At 74.0% G+C, this 16,624-nt stretch carries 15 protein-coding genes; 10 read left to right on the top strand and 5 right to left on the bottom strand.

Annotated features, from left to right (window positions below):
- Nucleotides 1-3: 3 nt before the first annotated feature.
- Together AB0D66_RS22325 and AB0D66_RS22320 are read right to left on the bottom strand one after the other, a co-directional pair.
- On the bottom strand, nt 4-666 hold the full coding sequence (locus AB0D66_RS22325; RefSeq protein ID WP_362306135.1) for an NAD(P)-binding domain-containing protein: 663 nt from the start codon (nt 664-666) through the stop codon (nt 4-6).
- Between the two features lie 246 nt (nt 667-912).
- Entirely contained in the window at nt 913-2,274 is a 1,362-nt protein-coding gene (locus tag AB0D66_RS22320; protein WP_362306132.1) for an FAD-dependent oxidoreductase, read from the bottom strand.
- A 241-nt stretch (nt 2,275-2,515) separates the two neighbouring features.
- Between AB0D66_RS22320 and AB0D66_RS22315 the strand changes: the two genes are divergently transcribed.
- The 3 genes from AB0D66_RS22315 (at nt 2,516) to AB0D66_RS22305 (ending at nt 4,358) form a co-directional block, all read left to right on the top strand.
- A complete protein-coding gene (locus AB0D66_RS22315) occupies nt 2,516-2,707 on the top strand; it encodes a DUF5302 domain-containing protein (protein WP_362306128.1) in 192 nt (63 codons plus the stop codon).
- A gap of 172 nt (nt 2,708-2,879) precedes the next feature.
- Nucleotides 2,880-3,290 (top strand): rodlin, encoded by a 411-nt coding sequence (locus tag AB0D66_RS22310; RefSeq protein WP_362306125.1) that lies wholly within the window; start codon nt 2,880-2,882, stop codon nt 3,288-3,290.
- Nucleotides 3,291-3,467: 177 nt separating this feature from the next.
- Complete coding sequence (locus tag AB0D66_RS22305) at nt 3,468-4,358, top strand: glycoside hydrolase family 19 protein (RefSeq protein WP_362306374.1); 891 nt, start codon at nt 3,468-3,470, stop codon at nt 4,356-4,358.
- Nucleotides 4,359-4,417: 59 nt separating this feature from the next.
- Here AB0D66_RS22305 and AB0D66_RS22300 read toward each other — a convergent pair whose 3' ends face one another.
- The 3 genes from AB0D66_RS22300 to AB0D66_RS22290 form a co-directional block, all read right to left on the bottom strand.
- Nucleotides 4,418-7,195: a LuxR family transcriptional regulator gene (locus AB0D66_RS22300; protein ID WP_362306122.1), complete on the bottom strand. Its 2,778-nt coding sequence runs from the start codon at nt 7,193-7,195 to the stop codon at nt 4,418-4,420.
- Between the two features lie 224 nt (nt 7,196-7,419).
- The gene (locus tag AB0D66_RS22295; RefSeq protein WP_362306371.1) at nt 7,420-9,174 is read right to left on the bottom strand and encodes a S8 family serine peptidase; all 1,755 of its coding nucleotides are present in this window, start codon (nt 9,172-9,174) and stop codon (nt 7,420-7,422) included.
- Nucleotides 9,175-9,559: 385 nt separating this feature from the next.
- Nucleotides 9,560-10,330, bottom strand: a complete 771-nt coding sequence (locus AB0D66_RS22290) for a DUF1838 family protein (RefSeq protein WP_362306367.1) — start codon at nt 10,328-10,330, stop codon at nt 9,560-9,562.
- A gap of 146 nt (nt 10,331-10,476) precedes the next feature.
- Between AB0D66_RS22290 and AB0D66_RS22285 the strand changes: the two genes are divergently transcribed.
- From AB0D66_RS22285 to AB0D66_RS22255, 7 genes are all read left to right on the top strand, one after another.
- A complete protein-coding gene (locus AB0D66_RS22285; protein ID WP_362306119.1) occupies nt 10,477-11,475 on the top strand; it encodes a DUF1996 domain-containing protein in 999 nt (332 codons plus the stop codon).
- Nucleotides 11,476-11,634: 159 nt separating this feature from the next.
- Nucleotides 11,635-12,255 (top strand): sigma-70 family RNA polymerase sigma factor, encoded by a 621-nt coding sequence (locus tag AB0D66_RS22280; protein ID WP_362306116.1) that lies wholly within the window; start codon nt 11,635-11,637, stop codon nt 12,253-12,255.
- Nucleotides 12,252-12,974 (top strand): zf-HC2 domain-containing protein, encoded by a 723-nt coding sequence (locus AB0D66_RS22275; RefSeq protein ID WP_362306113.1) that lies wholly within the window; start codon nt 12,252-12,254, stop codon nt 12,972-12,974. Before AB0D66_RS22280 ends, AB0D66_RS22275 begins: the two co-directional genes overlap by 4 nt.
- Nucleotides 12,975-13,195: 221 nt before the next feature.
- Nucleotides 13,196-14,101, top strand: coding sequence for a hypothetical protein (locus AB0D66_RS22270; protein ID WP_362306110.1), 906 nt, complete (start codon nt 13,196-13,198; stop codon nt 14,099-14,101).
- Entirely contained in the window at nt 14,098-15,108 is a 1,011-nt protein-coding gene (locus tag AB0D66_RS22265) for an alpha-L-glutamate ligase (RefSeq protein ID WP_362306107.1), read from the top strand. Before AB0D66_RS22270 ends, AB0D66_RS22265 begins: the two co-directional genes overlap by 4 nt.
- A gap of 29 nt (nt 15,109-15,137) precedes the next feature.
- On the top strand, nt 15,138-15,998 hold the full coding sequence (locus tag AB0D66_RS22260; protein WP_362306104.1) for a DMT family transporter: 861 nt from the start codon (nt 15,138-15,140) through the stop codon (nt 15,996-15,998).
- Nucleotides 15,999-16,027: 29 nt separating this feature from the next.
- Nucleotides 16,028-16,624: alcohol dehydrogenase catalytic domain-containing protein (locus tag AB0D66_RS22255; RefSeq protein WP_362306101.1), on the top strand; the 597-nt coding region annotated here is incomplete at its 3' end.

The following is a 16,624-nucleotide window of genomic DNA, read 5'->3' as shown; positions in this document are numbered from 1 at the left end:
CCGTCACCCCCGGAAGCCCGCCGTGCGCTCCGGGGAAGCCTCGGCCAGCGCCTTGGCGACCCCGTCGACCCCCTCGCGGAGCCCGTAGACGGGGGTGTCGGGCTGCTGGCGCCACGAGTCGTCGATACCGCCGGCGTCCACGGTGTCGAAGCCGAGCTGGTCGATGAGGGCGCGGACGGCCTTCTTCGCCGCCTCGTCGTCGCCCGCCACGGGCAGTGCCATCCGCTCCGGGTCGCCCGCCGGGCGGTGCCGGTCGAGGATGTCCTGCGCGTACGTGCCGTTGAAGGCCTTGATCACGGGGTGGCCGAGGTGCCGCTCGGTCCAGCGGCTCTCGGTCAGGCCCTCGTCCTCGACACCGGCGATCCGGCCGTCGCGCTGCTGGGGGTAGTAGTTGCCGGTGTCGATGACGGCGAAGCCCTCGGCGGCCGCGTCGAAGAGGCCGGAGGGCAGGTCCGGCACCTTCCCGAAGGGGATGGTGACCACGACGATCTCGGCGCCGCGGGCCGCTTCGGCGACGGTGACGGGGGTGGCGCCGGTCTCCTCGGCGAGGGCCGTCAGGGTTTCGGGGCCGCGCGAGTTGGCCACGGACACGTCGTGTCCGAGAGCCGTCAGGCGGCGGGTGAGGTTGCCGCCGATGTTTCCCGCGCCGATGATGCCGATCTTCATGAGCTCTCCAGTGCGTGTGGGATCAGGTCTCGCGCTGGTACGAACTCACCCCGGCGGCGCGGCATTCCGCCCCCGGGCCGACTTCCTCCGGACGGGTGGGCGCACCGTCGCATCCCGGCCATCTCCCGCATCACCGGCCACCGTCCGCGCACGGAGGGCCGGGACCCGGACGGGTCCCGGCCCCCTCGCGCCGCTCGCGGCGGCGCGGGCGGAAGGCCTCACCGGGCCGCGGCGCCCGGAGCGGTCCTAGGCTCCGCTGGCCTCGAGCATCTCGTCGCGCTCGACGATCTTCACGCGCTCGCGGCCCTGGGGCTCGCCGAGCGCCTTCTCGGCGGCGTCCAGCCGGTGCCAGCCCTCCCACGTGGTGTAGCGGACGGCGCGCTCGGCGAGGAAGGCCTCGACGGCCGCCGGCTCGGGCGCGGCGGGGGCGGGCAGGCGGCCTTCGGCGTGGTCGGCCAGCAGGTTCGCGACGGTCTCGTTGGCGTCGCCCTTGGTGTGGCCGATCAGGCCGACCGGACCGCGCCGGATCCACCCGGTCACGTACGTGGACGGCAGGGGGCTGCCCGCCTCCATCACGCGGCCGCCCTCGTCCGGGACGGTGCCCGACTCGACGTCCCAGGGGAGCTTGGGCAGCTCGTCGGAGAGGTAGCCGACGGCCCGGTAGACGGACTGGACGTCCCAGTCCGTGAACCGGCCGGTGCCCTTGACGTTGCCGGTGCCGTCGAGCTCGGTGCGCTCGGTGCGCAGGCCGACCACCTTGCCGTCCTCGCCGAGCACCTCGGCGGGCGACTCGAAGAAGTGGAGGAAGAGCTTGTGCGGCCGGTCGCCGATGTCGCGGATGGCCCAGTTCTCCAGGGTCTTGGCGACCATGTCGGCCTGCTTGTTGGCGCGGCGGGTCGTGATCGAGCCCTCGTCGTAGTCGATGTCCTCGGGGTTGACGACGACCTCGATGTTGGGCGAGTGGTCCAGCTCGCGCAGCTCCATGGGGCTGAACTTGGCCTGGGCCGGACCGCGGCGGCCGAAGACGTGCACCTCGAGGGCCTTGTTGGCCTTGAGGCCTTCGTAGACGTTCGGGGGGATCTCGGTCGGCAGCAGTTCGTCGGCCGTCTTGGCGAGGACCCGCGCGACGTCGAGGGCGACGTTGCCGACGCCCAGCACGGCGACCTTCTCGGCCTCCAGCGGCCAGGTGCGCGGGACGTCGGGGTGGCCGTCGTACCAGGAGACGAAGTCGGCGGCGCCGTAGGAACCGTCCAGGTCGACGCCCGGGATGGTGAGGGCGCGGTCGGCCGTGGCGCCGGTGGAGAAGATCACGGCGTCGTAGAACGAGTGCAGCTCGTCCAGGCTGATGTCGTTCGGGTAGTCGACGTTCCCGAAGAGGCGGACCTGCGGCTTGTCGAGCACCTGGTGCAGGGCGGTGATGATGCCCTTGATCCGCGGGTGGTCGGGGGCCACGCCGTAGCGGATCAGGCCGAAGGGCGCGGGCATCCGCTCGAAGAGGTCTATGGACACACCGGGCTCCGCCGCCGCCTCGGACTTCAGCAGCGCGTCGGCGGCGTAGATCCCGGCGGGGCCGGCACCGACGATTGCTATCCGCAGAGGTCGAGGCATGACAGGGGTTCCCTTCGAACGACGGCACGGTGGATCACACGTGATCAAAGGAACCCTAAACTAAGGCAATCCTAACCCAGCACCCGGTATCGCCTTATGACCCCATCAGCAGTGCTTATGACCCCTCCAAGCGATCCTTGGGGTGCAGGCCGTGCACCTGCCCTCTGTTCCGGCGGAACTCGCTGGTCAGCAGGCAGGCGAGCTGACAGACTGAAACGGCTTGATCACCCCAGGAGGACACATGGCAGACGAAACAGAGACCCCGCAGGACGAATCCCCGGCCGAGGAGGCCAAGCGCAAGTTCCGGGAGGCTCTGGAGCGCAACGCCGCGAATGCCCAGTCCCAGCAGTCGCACCAGTCCCGCGCGAAGGTACAGGGCGCCAGCAGCGGCCCCGGCGGCAAGAACAAGAAGGTCCGCCGCAAGACCGGCTGACCCTCGGACACGGGGAGCTCTGTCTCGCCGCCGCGGCGGCGGGACCGGGCCACCTCTCCGCATTGGGCCACCCGGGTGAGTGGGGATAACCACCGGCGCCGAAAGCAGTTGATCAGCTCGTCCCGCCGAGGGCAGCTATCTCATGCGACAGTGCGACAGAAGGATCCCCCACATGCTCAAGAAGTTCATGGCCACCGCCGCGGTCACCGCCTCCGTACTGGGAGCGGGCGCCGCCGTGGCCACCCCGGCGATGGCGATCGGCAATGACAACGGCGTCAACACCGTCAACGGCAACGGCGCCACGCAGGTCTACGGCAACCAGGAGACCCGGGGCGCGATGAGCCCGCAGGCGAGCCTGGTCCAGGGCACCGCCAACAAGCTGTGCATCGGCCTGCCGGCCAAGGTCAACGCCCAGTCGATCCTCGCCCTGGTCAACGTCGGCGTCCAGGACATCAACGTCCTGTCCAACCCGATGAACCAGCAGTGCGCCGAGAACTCCACCCAGGCCAAGGGCGACGAGTCCCTCTCGCACATCCTGGACAACATCCCGGTCCTCTCCGGCAACCTCTCCGCCGGCAGCTGACCCTCCCGGTCCTCCGGTCGCGCGCCGGCGTGGCATGCCACGCCGGCGCGTTTCCTTTGGTCTAGACCTTGACAGGTTCAGACCATTTCGCTTCAGTGGGCTGTTGTCTCCCCCCACGACAACTCCCCCCACTGAAGGAGCAGTTACGTGATACGTGCGCTTCGCCGCCGTGCCCTCCTGCTGGCCGCCGCCGCGACCGCCACCGCGGGCCTCGGCCTCGCCCTCCTCCTCCCCTCCTCCCCCGCCGCCGCGGCGGCCCCGTGCGCCGGCGCCTGGGCCTCGTCCGCCGTCTACACGGGCGGCATGAGCGCCTCCCACAACGGGCGCAACTGGCAGGCGAAATGGTGGACCCAGGGCGAGACGCCCGGGACCACCGGGGAGTGGGGCGTGTGGGCCGACCAGGGCACCTGCGGCGGCGGGGGCCAGGACCCGGATCCCGGCAACCCGGCCGGATTCGTGGTCTCCGAGGCCCAGTTCAACCAGATGTTCCCGAACCGGAACCCCTTCTACACCTACAACGGCCTGGTCGCGGCCCTCTCCGCCTACCCCGGTTTCGCCCAGACCGGCGACGACACCGTCAAGCGGCGCGAGGCGGCCGCTTTCCTCGCGAACGTCTCGCACGAGACCGGCGGACTGGTCCACATCGTCGAGCAGAACCAGGCCAACTACCCGCACTACTGCGACGCGAGCCAGCCCTACGGCTGTCCGGCCGGCCAGGCCGCCTACTACGGGCGCGGCCCCATCCAGCTGAGCTGGAACTTCAACTACAAGGCGGCCGGCGACGCGCTCGGCATCAACCTCCTCGCCAATCCGTACCTCGTCGAGCGGGACCCGGCGATCGCCATGAAGACGGCGCTCTGGTACTGGAACACCCAGAACGGCCCCGGCACGATGACCGCCCACGCGGCCATGGTGAACGGCGCGGGCTTCGGCGAGACCATCCGCTCCATCAACGGCTCCCTGGAGTGCAACGGCGGCAACCCCGCGCAGGTCCAGAGCCGGATCTCGAAGTACCAGAGCTTCACCCAGCTGCTCGGCGTGACCCCGGGCGGCAACCTGGGCTGCTGACCGGCTCCCGCCCCGGCCCCGCCCCGCGCTGAACCGCACTGCGCGCCCCGCGCCGCGGTTCAGCGCGAGGCGCGCAGTGCGTGGGCCAGGGCGGTGGCGAGCTGGGCCCTCGAGCGGACGTCGAGCTTCTGGTAGATACGGGTCAGCCGGGCCTCCACCGTCTTGACGCTGAGGAACAGCTTCGCCGCGGCCTCCTGGTTGCTGGCCCCCTGGCTGACCAGCAGCGCGAGCCGGGTCTCCGCCTCGGTCAGGGCGGCGGCCGCCGCCTCCGTCCGGCCGCCCTCCGCCGCGGGCTCCCGCGCGAGCTCGGACCACGGCGTGGCCCCGGCCCGCTCGAACACCTCGGCCGCGGCCAGGAGCGCGACGCGGGCGGGTGCGCGCCTGCGCCGACGGCGTTCCACCCGGGCGAGCGCGAGGAGCGTGCGGCCCCGCTCCAGCGGCAGCCGGAGCGTGTCGAACCGCTGCGCCGTGGCCTCCAGCAGTTGTACGGCGGCGTCCGCCTCGCCCTGCGCGGACAGGCACAGGCCGCGGGCCCGGTCGAGGGCGGCGACGACCCCGGTGCGGCCGAGGCCGCGGGCGACGGGGCGTACGGAGTCGAGCAGCCGGGCGGCCTCGTCGGTCGCGTCGGCGGCGACCAGGGCTTCGGCCAGCTCCCCGTGCCAGCGCAGGATCGAGGGGTCCACCACCTTCTGGGCGGCCTCGAGCGCGGCGACCCGGCGCAGGGTGGCGACGGCCTTCGCCGCCTCTCCGGTGGCCAGTTCGACCAGGCCGAGCGCGTGCAGGCTGCGGGAGAGGAAGACCTGGTCGTGCTCCTCGCGCGAGGCCTGGATGCCCCGCCGGGCGTATCCGGCGGCGCGGGCGAAGCTGCCGCCGGCGGCCTCGGCCATCGCGGCGACGTACCAGGCGGGACCGGGCGAGAGGCCCGCCTCGATCGTCAGCTCCAGGGCCTGGCGGGCACGGGCGGAGGCGGCCGTGCACCGGCCGCTGCGCAGTTCGACCTCCGTGAGGCTGCGCAGGACCTCGAAGACGTCCTCGGCCGAGCCGGTGCGCTGGACGGCGGGCAGCAGGACCATCAGCTGCTTGCGGGCGTCGTCCAGCCGGTCGTCGAACAGGGCGTGCCGTACGGCGAGGTACTGGGGCGCGTTGCGCATGCCGAGCGGCACCTCGGGGGCGGGCAGGGCGAGGGCCTCGGCCAGGATCGCCTCGGCCCCGGGGTCCCCGAGGATGCGGCCCATCCGGGCCCGTACGGTCAGGGCCATGGCCTCGGCGACCTGGTCGCCGCCGAGTGCGGCGAGGGCTCCGGCCCGGGCCGCGGCGTCGCGGGAGCGGACGGGGTCGCCGTCACTGAGGTTGTGCTTCCAGGCGATCCGCAGCTGGACGGCGGCCTCGAGGGAGGGATCCCCGGCGGCGTCGGCCATGGCATACGCGAAGGTCTCGTCGAGGGCGCCCAGGGCCTGCCCGGCGGCGTCGATGACCGCCAGCCGGGCCCGGACCCGGCTGGCGGGCGAGGCGTCGCGGGCCAGCACCGCGGGGGTGGCGCCGCGCGCGAGGTCGGCACGGCCGGCCCAGCCGGCGTCCTCGGCGGCGTGGACGAGGCGGGCGAGCTCCTCCCCGGCCAGGTGGGAGGGGGTTCGCTCGGCGGCGAGCAGGCCGAGTTCGGCGGCGAGGGCCCGCTGGCCGCGGCGGCGGCAGACCGCGGCGGCCTCGGTGATCTCGGCGGCGAGCCGCTGGTCGGGGGTGTCCACGGCCAGCGCGCGGTGGCGTACGGCCTGGACGGGGTCGTCGACGGCCTCGGCGAGCGCGGCGTGCCCGGCGGAGCGCTCGGGCCAGCCCGCGTCGGCGGCGAGCGCGGTGGGCAGGGCGCCGGCCGTGAACTCCACGCTGCCGTCCTCCCCCACCCGGACCAGCGCAGCCCGTTCCGCTTCGGCCAGCTCCGCCTCGGCGTCGGGGCGTCCGGCGCGGCGCAGCAGGGCGGTGGTGGGGCGGGCGGCCAGCGCGGCGAGCAGCAGGGTGCGGCGTGCCTGGGCCGGGGCTTCGGCGAGCAGTCTGCGGGCCACCTCCCGGGCCTGCCCGGAGACGGGCAGGGTGTCGGCGTGGTGGGCGCTGCCGTCGCGGGCCACGGCGGCTTCGGCGAGGGAGTGGCCGAGGGCGAGGGCGAGGCGGGGGTTGCCGCCGCTGGCCTGGTGGATGCGGCCGGCGAGGCGGGCGGGCAGGCCGTGGCGGACCAGGAGTTCGGCGATCTCGTCGGCGCCGAGCGGGGGGATCCGGATCGCGGGGGTGCCGGCGCCGCAGAGGGATTCGCCGACCGGTGCGCCGCCCTGGACGCATTCGGCGACCAGGACGCGGACCCGGGGCGGGGTCAGCCGCAGGGCGAAGCGCAGCAGGTCGGTGCTCTCGGCGTCGAGCCACTGCGCGTTGTCCAGGACGAGCAGGACGGGGTGGCGGGCGGCGAGCGTGCGCAGGACCTCGAGGACGGCCAGCCGCAGTGCGACGTGGTCGCGGCCGGCGCGGGGGGCGTCCGCCTCCCGGCACAGGAGGGCAATGGCGGTGCGCTGGGGTCCGGAGAGCCGTTCGAGCGCGGCACCCGGCACGGTGGCCAGCAGGGCCGCGGCCGAGGCCTCGGGTATCCATTGGTCGGCGGCCTCGGGAGCGAGGCGCAGCACCGTCTCGCGGCGGGTCTCGGCGGCGGCCGCGACGGCGCGGACCACCTCGGTCTTGCCCGCGCCCGCGGGGCCGGTGAGCAGGGCCCGGCCGTGCGCGGTCAGCGCGCGGCCGACCGCTTCGACCAGTTCGTCCTGTCCGACGCTTGTGTCAGCGTTCCCCGTCGCCGCCACCACGCACAGCCACCAGCCTCTCGGTCCCCAGCTCCTGTGCCATTCCTGTGAGACGCGACAATACGAGGTCCGATGCCGGGTGGACACGGATTGTGACGCAGAAATCAGCCAGGTGACGGGAAAAGCCGTCGGACCCGCCGGTACGTGTGTACCGGCGGGTCCGCGGAGTGGGCTTGGTCCGTACTATCGGCCCGTCAGGCCGAGTTGGCGGCCGAACCGGAGGCTGATCAGAAGGTCAGGCTCCAGAAGTCGATCTTGCCGGTGTCGCCGCCGGCGTTGTCGTTGACACGGAGCTTCCAGGTGCCGTTCGCGACCTCGGAGGAGGCGTTGACGGTGTAGGTCTGGTTGATGTTGTCCGTGCCGGCGCCGGTCCGGTTGTGCAGGTTGTACGCGGTGCCGTCGGGGGCGATCAGGTCGACCTTGAGGTCGCCGATGTAGGTGTGCGCGATGGTCACGGCCACCTTCAGGGCGGCCGGGGCGTTGCCGGTCTTGCCGGTGACGGTGATCGGGCTCTCCACGGTGGTGTTGTCACCGATGGTGTAGTCCGCGCCGTTCTCCAGGCCGGGGGGCGTGGTGGTGGTCACGGCGTTGATCGTCGCGGCCGCGTCGGCGAGGCCGGTGCCGCAGCCGCCGGTGCAGACGCCGGCGAGCGGGCGGGTGTTGTTCTTGATCGCCGCCTCGATCTGGGCCGGGGTCAGCGAGGGCTTGGCGGCCTTGGCGAGCGCGGCGAGGCCGGCGACGTGCGGGGCGGCCATGCTGGTGCCCTGGTAGGGCTTGTAGTTCTCGGCGCCGGGGGTGGTGGTGCTGGCGTTCAGCGTCGAGAGGATGCCGTTCTCGGGGGTGGTGACGGTGCCGGGGGTGTCGGTGCCGCGGCGGGTCTCACCGCCCGGGGCGGCGACGTCGATGCTCGCGCCGTAGTTGGAGTAGAAGGAGCGGTCGCCGGTGCGGTTGCTGGCGGCGACGTTGATCACGTTGTTGCAGCTCGCGGGCGAGAAGCCGGCCGCGTCGGAGTTGCTGTTGCCGGCGGCCACGACGACGGTGGTGCCGCGGCTGACGGCGCCGTTGATGGCGTTCTGGTAGGTGGCGCTGCAGGCGCCCGAGCCGCCGAGGCTCATGTTGATGACCTTGGCGGGGGTGGCGTTCGCCGGGATGCCCGAGACGGTGCCGCCGGAGGCCCAGGTGATCGCGTCGGCGATGTCGGAGGTCGTGCCGCCGCACTTGCCGAGCACGCGCACCGGCTGGATCTTCGCGTTGTACGCGATGCCCGCGACGCCCTTGCCGTTGTTCGTGGCGGCGGCGATCGTGCCGGCCACGTGGGTGCCGTGCCAGGAGGAGCCGCCGGCCTTGGAGCCCAGGCCGCACTCGTTGTCGGTGGCGTTCCAGTCGCCCTCGTCGGCGGGGTTGCCGTCACGGCCGCCGCCGTCGCGGGCGTAGGTGGCGTTGCTGATGAAGTCGTAGCCGGCGACCACGTTCGGGGCGAGGTCGGAGTGGGCGACGTAGCCGGTGTCGATCACGGCGACGGTGACGCCGGAGCCGGTGGTCTTGTCCCAGGCCGCGGGAACGTTCATGCCGGCGGTGGGCTCGAAGAGGTCCCACTGCTTGGTGTACTCGGTGTCGTTCGGGGTGGCCATCGCGTAGGCGCGGGCGTCGACCTCGACGTAGGCGACGTCCGGGTCGGCGCGGAACTGGGCCATCACCTTGGCGGCGTCGGCGGGGGCGGTGGCCGAGCCGAGGCTGACCAGGGCCGCTCCGGTGCCGAGGCGGCGGTCGAACTTCGCCTTCTTGCCGGCCTTCTTGCCCTTGGCCGTGGCGTCGTCGGCGGCGGCGGTGTTGGAACTGGCCTCGGAGGCGGAGGTCTTGTATCCGACGATGAGGTTCTCGACCGGGGCGGTGGCGGCGACCGCGGCGGCCGACGAGGCCGGGACGTCGGCGGCGACGGCCACGGAGGCGGTGGCGGAGCCGGCGAGCAGGGTGACGGACATCGCCACCACGGATATGAGCCTGCGTCTCGATGCGTGCACGAAGGTCCCTTTCGCGGGCCGATTCCGGGCAGGCCGGAGCGGCCGGTCGGTGCAGTGTGGGAGGTGACCGGCGGCCGCGGGGCCGGGAGCGAGCTGGTCGAACTCGCCCCCGGCCGCCGCCGCACGCCACGTTGCCCCCGCCTCGACGGTGGGGCAGGGCAACGTCGGTACCGAAGATTCCCCCTGATGGGACGGCATCATGCCATGTGGGGTTGGCGTGTCGGCCGTCGGGTCAGGGGAAGATCGCCGATGGGCAGACAGTAGGCAACGCGGGGATGAACGCGATACGGGGAAAACCCTTGTCCGCCCCCTGCCGGTCCCCGCGCACGGGCAGGGGAGCGGGTCCTCAGGAAGCGGGCGCGCCGGTGTCGTCCGCCTCCCCGCGCGGCGGGAAGAGCTTGCGGAAGTACGTCCAGCTGGTCTCGTTCGGCTCGGTCCATTTGTCCGGGGACCGGGCGAATTCGGGGTGTTGGGCGGAGATGTAGGCGCGGGTGCGCTCGGGGACCTCCGCGTAGGAGCCGAGCTTGCGCCCGCGGCAGTGGAAGGCGAGGCCGCCGGGGCGCTGCCCCTGTTCCATCCAGGGCAGCCACGGGGACATCCGGGTCCAGGACATCGTGGCGGGGACGCTGGGGGCGTCGGTGGACAGCGCGGCAACGGGCGCGAAGAACTGGAAGAGCTCCAGCGCCCGGTAGGTGTCGTCCGCCGAATGCACCGGGTACTGCGCCACGGGCAGCGGCGAGGGGTAGGCCAGCGGGATCTCCAGGCTGAAGCAGACCTGGTCCCCGAGCTCGGTCACGGGGACCGGAAGCGGCCGCAGCCTCTGGTTGGCCGGATCGTTCCAGACGTGCACCACGGGCCGGTCCTGCCAGGTGTCCAGGATCTCCCGGGTCATCGGGTCCAGGTAGAAGGCGGCTTCCCTGGACAGCAGGCGGTAGCCGCCGGTCTCCTCGTCGGCGGTGAGCCGGGCGACGTTCAGCCCTTCGAAGCCGAAGAGGCGCTGGTACGGCTCGCCGGGCCCCCACGCGTGGACGTCGCCCGACCACCAGTAGGCCACCTCGGCGCCGTCGAGCGAGGCGCGGGTGCGGGCGAAGGCGTGCAGCAGCTCGGCGGGCGTCATCTCGGGTGTCATACGGCGTACTCTGCGCGGTCGGCGCCCGGCCCGGCAAGCAGGCCCCGCGGCCGCGCAGCGGGCGGGCGGGCGGCTCCGTTCGCCATCCGGATGCCAGGTTGACTCGGGTGGCGCCACCGGCGACCGTGACCGCCATGGGGAAAGAACGCCGACTGCTCACTCTCGTCATCTGCCTGGTCCTGGGCGGCGGCCTGCTCGCCGCCGTCCTCGGGGCCTCGCGAGCGGCCGGCCCGCACCCGGGGGCGGCGGGCTCCCGCCCGGCACCCTCCGACTACGTGGACATACGCGACGTTCCGCGCGAAACCCAGCCCATCCCCGCCCCGGGGGCCGACAGTTCGGCCGGCTCGGTGGCGGTGGAATGCGGGCGCAACGAAGAGGGCCACTACAACGAGGACAACCTGGTGGTCTCCCCCGGCCTGCCGTCGGGCGCCCACCACACGCACGCGTACGTCGGGAACCTGTCCACGGACGCGATGTCGACCGACGCCTCCCTCGACGCGGCCGCGACCAGCTGCCGCGGCGGCGACCGGTCGACGTACTACTGGCCCGTGCTGCGGCGGCCGGACCTGCCGGGCACCCGCCCGCACGAGGGCTCGGCCGGGCACGGCAACACCGGGCGGATCCTGCCGGAGGCCTCGGTACGGGTGGAGTTCCGCGGCAGCCCGGTGAGCAAGGTCGTGGCGATGCCCCGCTTCCTGCGCGGCATGACCGGGGACGCCGTCGCGTACACCGCGGCCGGCGACGCCGACGTCCGGGCCCGCTGGGGCTGTTCGAGCACCCCGGACCGGCCCACCACCCGCTATCCGCGCTGCCCCGCCGGCGACCTCGTCACGCGCACGCTGGTCTTCCCCAGCTGCTGGAACGGCCTGGACACCATCGGCGAGGGGCACCGCTCCCACCTGAAGTTCCCCGCGGCGGGCGGCGTCTGCCCCCGGGGCACCTTCCCCGTGCCCGAGCTGCGCGTCTCGCTCTCCTACGAGGTCCCCGCGGGCGCCGCCCTCGCACTGGACTCCTTCCCCGAGCAGCGGCACAGCCCGAAGACGGACCACGGCATGTTCGTGAACGCGATGACCGACCGGCAGATGGCCGCGGTCGTGGACTGCCTCAACGAGGGCCGCGACTGCCGGATGTGAGCGCCGCCCGCCGGATCCGCGGCGTGCGGGGCGGCCCCGCAGCGGCACCCGGGCGCCGCCGGTGCGCGATCCGGACGTGACGCACGTCACGTGAACCGGGCCGGTGCGGGCGGCGTGTTCGGACGGCACCACGCAAGCGAGGAAGACGGAGAGGGTGAGATGGCCGGACCACTGTGGCCCCGCACTCGGCGGGGCTCGACCGATGAGGCGTTGATCAGGTCGGTCTACGAGGAGCACGGCCACGCCCTGCTCGCGTACGCCACCCGGCTGACCGGAGACCGGGCCGCCGCGGAGGACATCGTCCAGGAGACGCTGATCCGGGCCTGGAGGCATTCCGAGGTCCTGGTGAACGGGAAGGGCTCGGTGCGCGGCTGGCTGCTCACGGTGGCCCGCAACATCATCACGGACCGGTACCGGGCCAAGGCCGCACGGCCGCCGGAGGTGTCCGGGGTCGCGGCCACTCCCCCGGTGGAGGGGGACCACGCCGATTCCGTGGTGGACGCGATGACGGTGCTGGGGGCGCTCGACCAGTTGTCGCCGGAACACCGGGACGTGCTGAGGGAGCTGTACTACCGGCAGCTGAGCGTCGCGGAGGCGGCCGACAGCCTCGGCATCCCGGCCGGTACGGTCAAATCGCGCTCGCACTACGCGCTCAAGGCCCTGCGCGACGTCTTCCGGGACAACAGCGCGGGGGACGGCGCTTCAGGCGCTTCCAGACAAGGCAAACGATCGGGCAGGCCGCCCCAGCAGCCCGCCGGACTGCGTGAGGTGGTGGCATGAACCGGCAGCGGCACGAGGAGGAAGAACAGCTCGGCCCGTACGTGCTCGGCGTCCTGGACGAGACGGAGGTCCGCCGGATCGAGGAACACGTGAGCGGGTGCGTGCAGTGCCGGGAGGAGGTGGCCGCGTTGCGCGAGATGGAGGCGGCGCTGGGCGAGGTGCCCGACGAGGCGTTCCTCGACGGGCCCCCGCAGGGCGGGGACCTGATGCTCCAGCGGACCCTGCGGCAGATGCGCGGGGAACGGGCCGGTGAGCGGCGCCGGCGGGCCGGGCTCGCGGGACTGGCCGCGGCGGCTTCCCTGGCCGCCGTGTTCTGGGCCGGTGCGCAGCTGGGCGGCTCCGATTCGGGGGCGGTCGCCCTGCCCCGGCCCTCCCCGACGGCGTCGACGGCTCCCTCGCCGCCCGCGCCCGGGACCAAGCTGGCCTCCGCGACGGATCCGGGCACGGGTGCGCGGATGACCGTGCAGATGACGCCCGCCACCCAGTGGGTCCGGGTGCACGCGGCGGTCACCGGGGTGCCGCCCGGCGAGCGGTGCCGGCTGGTCGTGGTCGCCAAGGACGGTACGCGTACCACCGCGGGCGGCTGGGTGGTCGGCCGGCAGAACGGCGAGGGCAAGGGCGCGTCCCTGGACGGCTCGGCCGCGGTGGATCCGGCCGACGTGAAGGCGATCCTGGTCGAGAACGAGGCGGGCAGGACCTTCGTGTCCGTACCGGTGTAGCCGGCCGCTCGAGCAGCCGGGGCGGGAACCGGCGGAGCCCGGGAGCGCGTCCTGCTCCCGGGCTCTCGCCTGCCCGCTCCGGGCCTCCGCGACGGCGGGCTCCCGGAGCCCGGCATCACCCGCACACCGGACTGATCATCACATTGCGGTCCATGACATCCTGTGACGTCACAACTCGCCGGACGGGATCGGCGGACGTCCGGGGAATATGGGGAAGGTCCATGAGGCTCTGCTTCCTGGTGGAGGAGCACTACCGCCACGACGGCATGCCGAACGAGGTGATCCGCCAGTTGACCGCGTGGGGGCACCAGGTCGACGTGGTGCGGCCGGGAGGCTCGCTGCTGTCCATGACCGAGGCGGTGCGGGCGGGTTCGCACGACGCCTGGGTGCTCAAGACCGTCTCCGGCGGCCCCGGGCTGACCCTTCTCGAGGCCGCCGCCGCGGTCGGCCTGACCACGGTCAACGACGCCCGGTCGATCCGCGGCGTACGGGACAAGGCGCTGGCCGCCGCCATCGGCCGGGCCCGGGGGCTGCCGCTGCCGCCGACCTACGCGGCGGCCCGTCCCGAACTGCTGCGGGAGATACCGGCGCAGGAGTACCCCCTCGTCGTCAAGCCGGCCGACGGGAGCTCCGGCCGGGCCGTGCACCTGGTGTCCTCACCGGAGCGCCTGGAGGCGGTGCTCCCGGTCCTGGCGGGCGAGGGCCTGCTCATCGCCCAGCCGTACGTGCCCAACTCGGGCACCGACATCAAGGTGTACGCGGTCGGAGGCGAGCTGTTCGCGACCGAGCGGTGCTCCCCGCTGCATCCCGACCCCGCGGTGCGGGAGCGCCGGGTGCCGCTGTCGGCCGAGGTCGCGGCGATCGCCGCGCAGGTGGGGGCGGTGTACGGGCTCGACCTGTACGGAGTGGACGTCCTGTTGGGCCCGGAGGGGCCGGTGGTCGTGGACGTGAACGACTTCCCGAGCTTCCGTCAGGTGCCGGACGCGGCCGCGCGGGTGGCCCGGGCGGTGCTGGAGCTGGCGCGCGGGGGCGGCTCCGCCTTCCCGCCGGCGTCGCCGGCGCGGTCCTACACCCTGCCGCTGCCGATTCCGGCGCAGGTGCCGGCGGGGGCGGTGGACGGCGCGTGAGGATCGGACTGATCACCCCGGAGCCCGGCCATCCGCTGCTGGCGGCCGCGGCCGCCCTGCTGGCGCCCGGGCACACCGTCGAGGCGCTCGACCCGGCCGCGGCAGCGGAGGTCCCCGGACCGGTGGCCGACGTCTACCTGCTGAAGTCGAGGACCCCCCGGGCCCTGGAGCTCGCCCGGCATCTGGAGGGGCGGGGCGCCCCGGTCGTCAACACCGCGGCGGCGACCGCCCTGTGCCAGGACCGTACGGCGATGGCGGAGCTGGCCCTGCGGGCCGGGCTGCCGTTCGCCGGGACCCGGACCGTCGGCTCCCTCTCCGCCTGGGCGGCGGCCGGCGCTCCGCTGCGCTGCCCCGTGGTGGTCAAGAGCCGCCGCAGCCGCCGGGGCGACCTGGTGGCCCGCGTGGACGACGCCGCCGGGCTGCGGGAGTTGGCGGCGCGGTGGCCGGAGGAACCGGTGGTGGTGCAGGATTTCGCGCCCAACAGCGGCTGGGACCACAAGCTGTGGGCGATCGGGGACCAGGTCTTCGCGGCCGTGCGCCGGTCCGAACTGTCGCCGGGCGGGCGCGGGCCGAACCTGCCGTCGGCGCCGTCGGAACTGCCCGCCGGGTGGGCCGACCTGGTGCGGGCCGCGGGCGAGGCCTTCGCGCTGGACGTGTTCGGCGTGGACATCATCGACGCCGGGGGCGGGGAACCGCTGATCGTGGACGTGAACGCCTTCCCCGGGCTCCGCGGCCAGCCGGGCGCCCCCGAGGCCCTGGCGGCGCTGGCCCTGCGCCGGGCCGCCGGCATGGGCCGTGCCGGCACCGGGAGTGTCGGGTCCGGGAGCGCCGGGTCCGGGAGCGCCAGCACCGGGAGCGCCAGCACCGGGAGTGGCGGGTCCGGGAGCGCCGGGCCCGGGAGCGCCGGGCCCGGGAGCGCCGGCACCGGGAGCGCCGGCACCGGGAGTGTCGGGCCCGGGAGCGCCGGGCCCGGGAGGGTCGGGTCCGGGAGTGTCGCGGCGCCCTGAAGGCTCCGGGATCGGTGAGGATCGGGGGCATGGGCTTCGTCCTGCCGGTCCTCTTCGCCCTGTTCGCGGCGTTCAGCAACGCGCTGGCGACCGTGCTCCAGCGGCGGGCCGCGCTCACCGTGCCGCAGAGCAAGGGCTTCCGGTTCGGGCTCGTCCTCGACCTGCTGCGGCGGCCGCTGTGGATCGCCGGAATCCTGGCCGTGATCGCGGCCGGGGTCGGGCAGGCCGTCGCCCTCGCCACGGGCGCGCTGGCCCTCGTACAGCCGCTGTTCGTCCTGGAGCTGCCGCTCGCGCTGCTGATCGCCTCCCTGGTCACGCGGACCCGGCTGCCGGGGGCGCTGTGGCTCGCCGTGACGGGCGTGGTCGCCGGACTCGGGATCGTGCTGGTGGCCGCCTCGCCGCGGGGGAACCGCACGGACGTACCGCTCGACCGGTGGGTGCTGGCCCTCACCGCCTGCGCGGCGGCGGTGGCCCTGCTGGCCGCCGCCGGCCTGCGCCGGCCGCCCGGACGGATGCGGGCCGGGTGCCTGGGCGCGGCCACCGCCGTCTGCTACGCCCTCACCGCCGCCCTGATGAAGTCCGCGATGCACGTCCTCGACGGGGGCGGGATCGTCGCGTTCCTGACCGCCTGGGAGACCTACGCGTTCGCCGCGAGCGGCGTCTGCGCGCTGCTCCTGCTCGAACACGCCATGCAGGGCGGGCCGCTGGTCGCCTCGCAGCCCGCGCTGACCCTCGGGGACGCGAGCGTGAGCGTGGCGCTGGGCGTGCTGCTGTACGAGGAGCACCTGCGGGCCCACTGGTGGCTGCTGCCCCAGCTGCTGGGCCTGGCCCTGATCTGCGCCGGGGTGCTCGCCCTGGCGCGGGCCGCCCTCCCGGACGAGGCCGGGTAGCCTGCGGTCGGTCGAGGAAGGGGGGTTCCATGCGCGCGGTGGTGTTCGACCGGTACGGGGAGCCGGCCGAGGTCAGGGAGGTCGCGGACCCGCGTCCCGCCCCGGCCGGGGTGGTGGTGCGGGTGGAGGCCACCGGACTGTGCCGCAGCGACTGGCACGGCTGGATGGGGCACGACCCGGACATCGTGCTGCCCCACGTGCCGGGCCACGAACTGGCGGGTGTGGTGGAGGCCGTGGGGTCCGGCGTCGCCAACTGGCGGGTCGGCGACCGGGTCACGGCGCCGTTCGTGTGCGCGTGCGGAAGCTGCGCCGAGTGCGCGGCGGGCCAGCACCAGGTGTGCGCGCGGCAGACGCAGCCCGGGTTCACGCACTGGGGCTCCTTCGCCGAGTACGTGGCCCTCGACCACGCCGACGTGAACCTGGTGGCCGTGCCCGGGGAGTTGTCGTACGCGACCGCGGCCGGCCTCGGCTGCCGCTTCGCGACGGCCTTCCGGGCGGTGGTCGCGCGGGGGCGGGTGGCCGCGGGCGAGTGGGTCGCCGTGCACGGCTGCGGCGGGGTCGGGCTGTCCGCCGTGATGATCGCGGCGGCGGCCGGGGCGCGGGTGGTCGCCGTGGACACGGCGCCC

This window comes from Streptomyces sp. NPDC048270 (assembly GCF_040652335.1).
GTDB lineage: Bacteria > Actinomycetota > Actinomycetes > Streptomycetales > Streptomycetaceae > Streptomyces.
The sequence above is the reverse complement of the archived record's forward strand: the minus strand, read 5'-3'. Positions and strand labels throughout refer to the sequence as shown.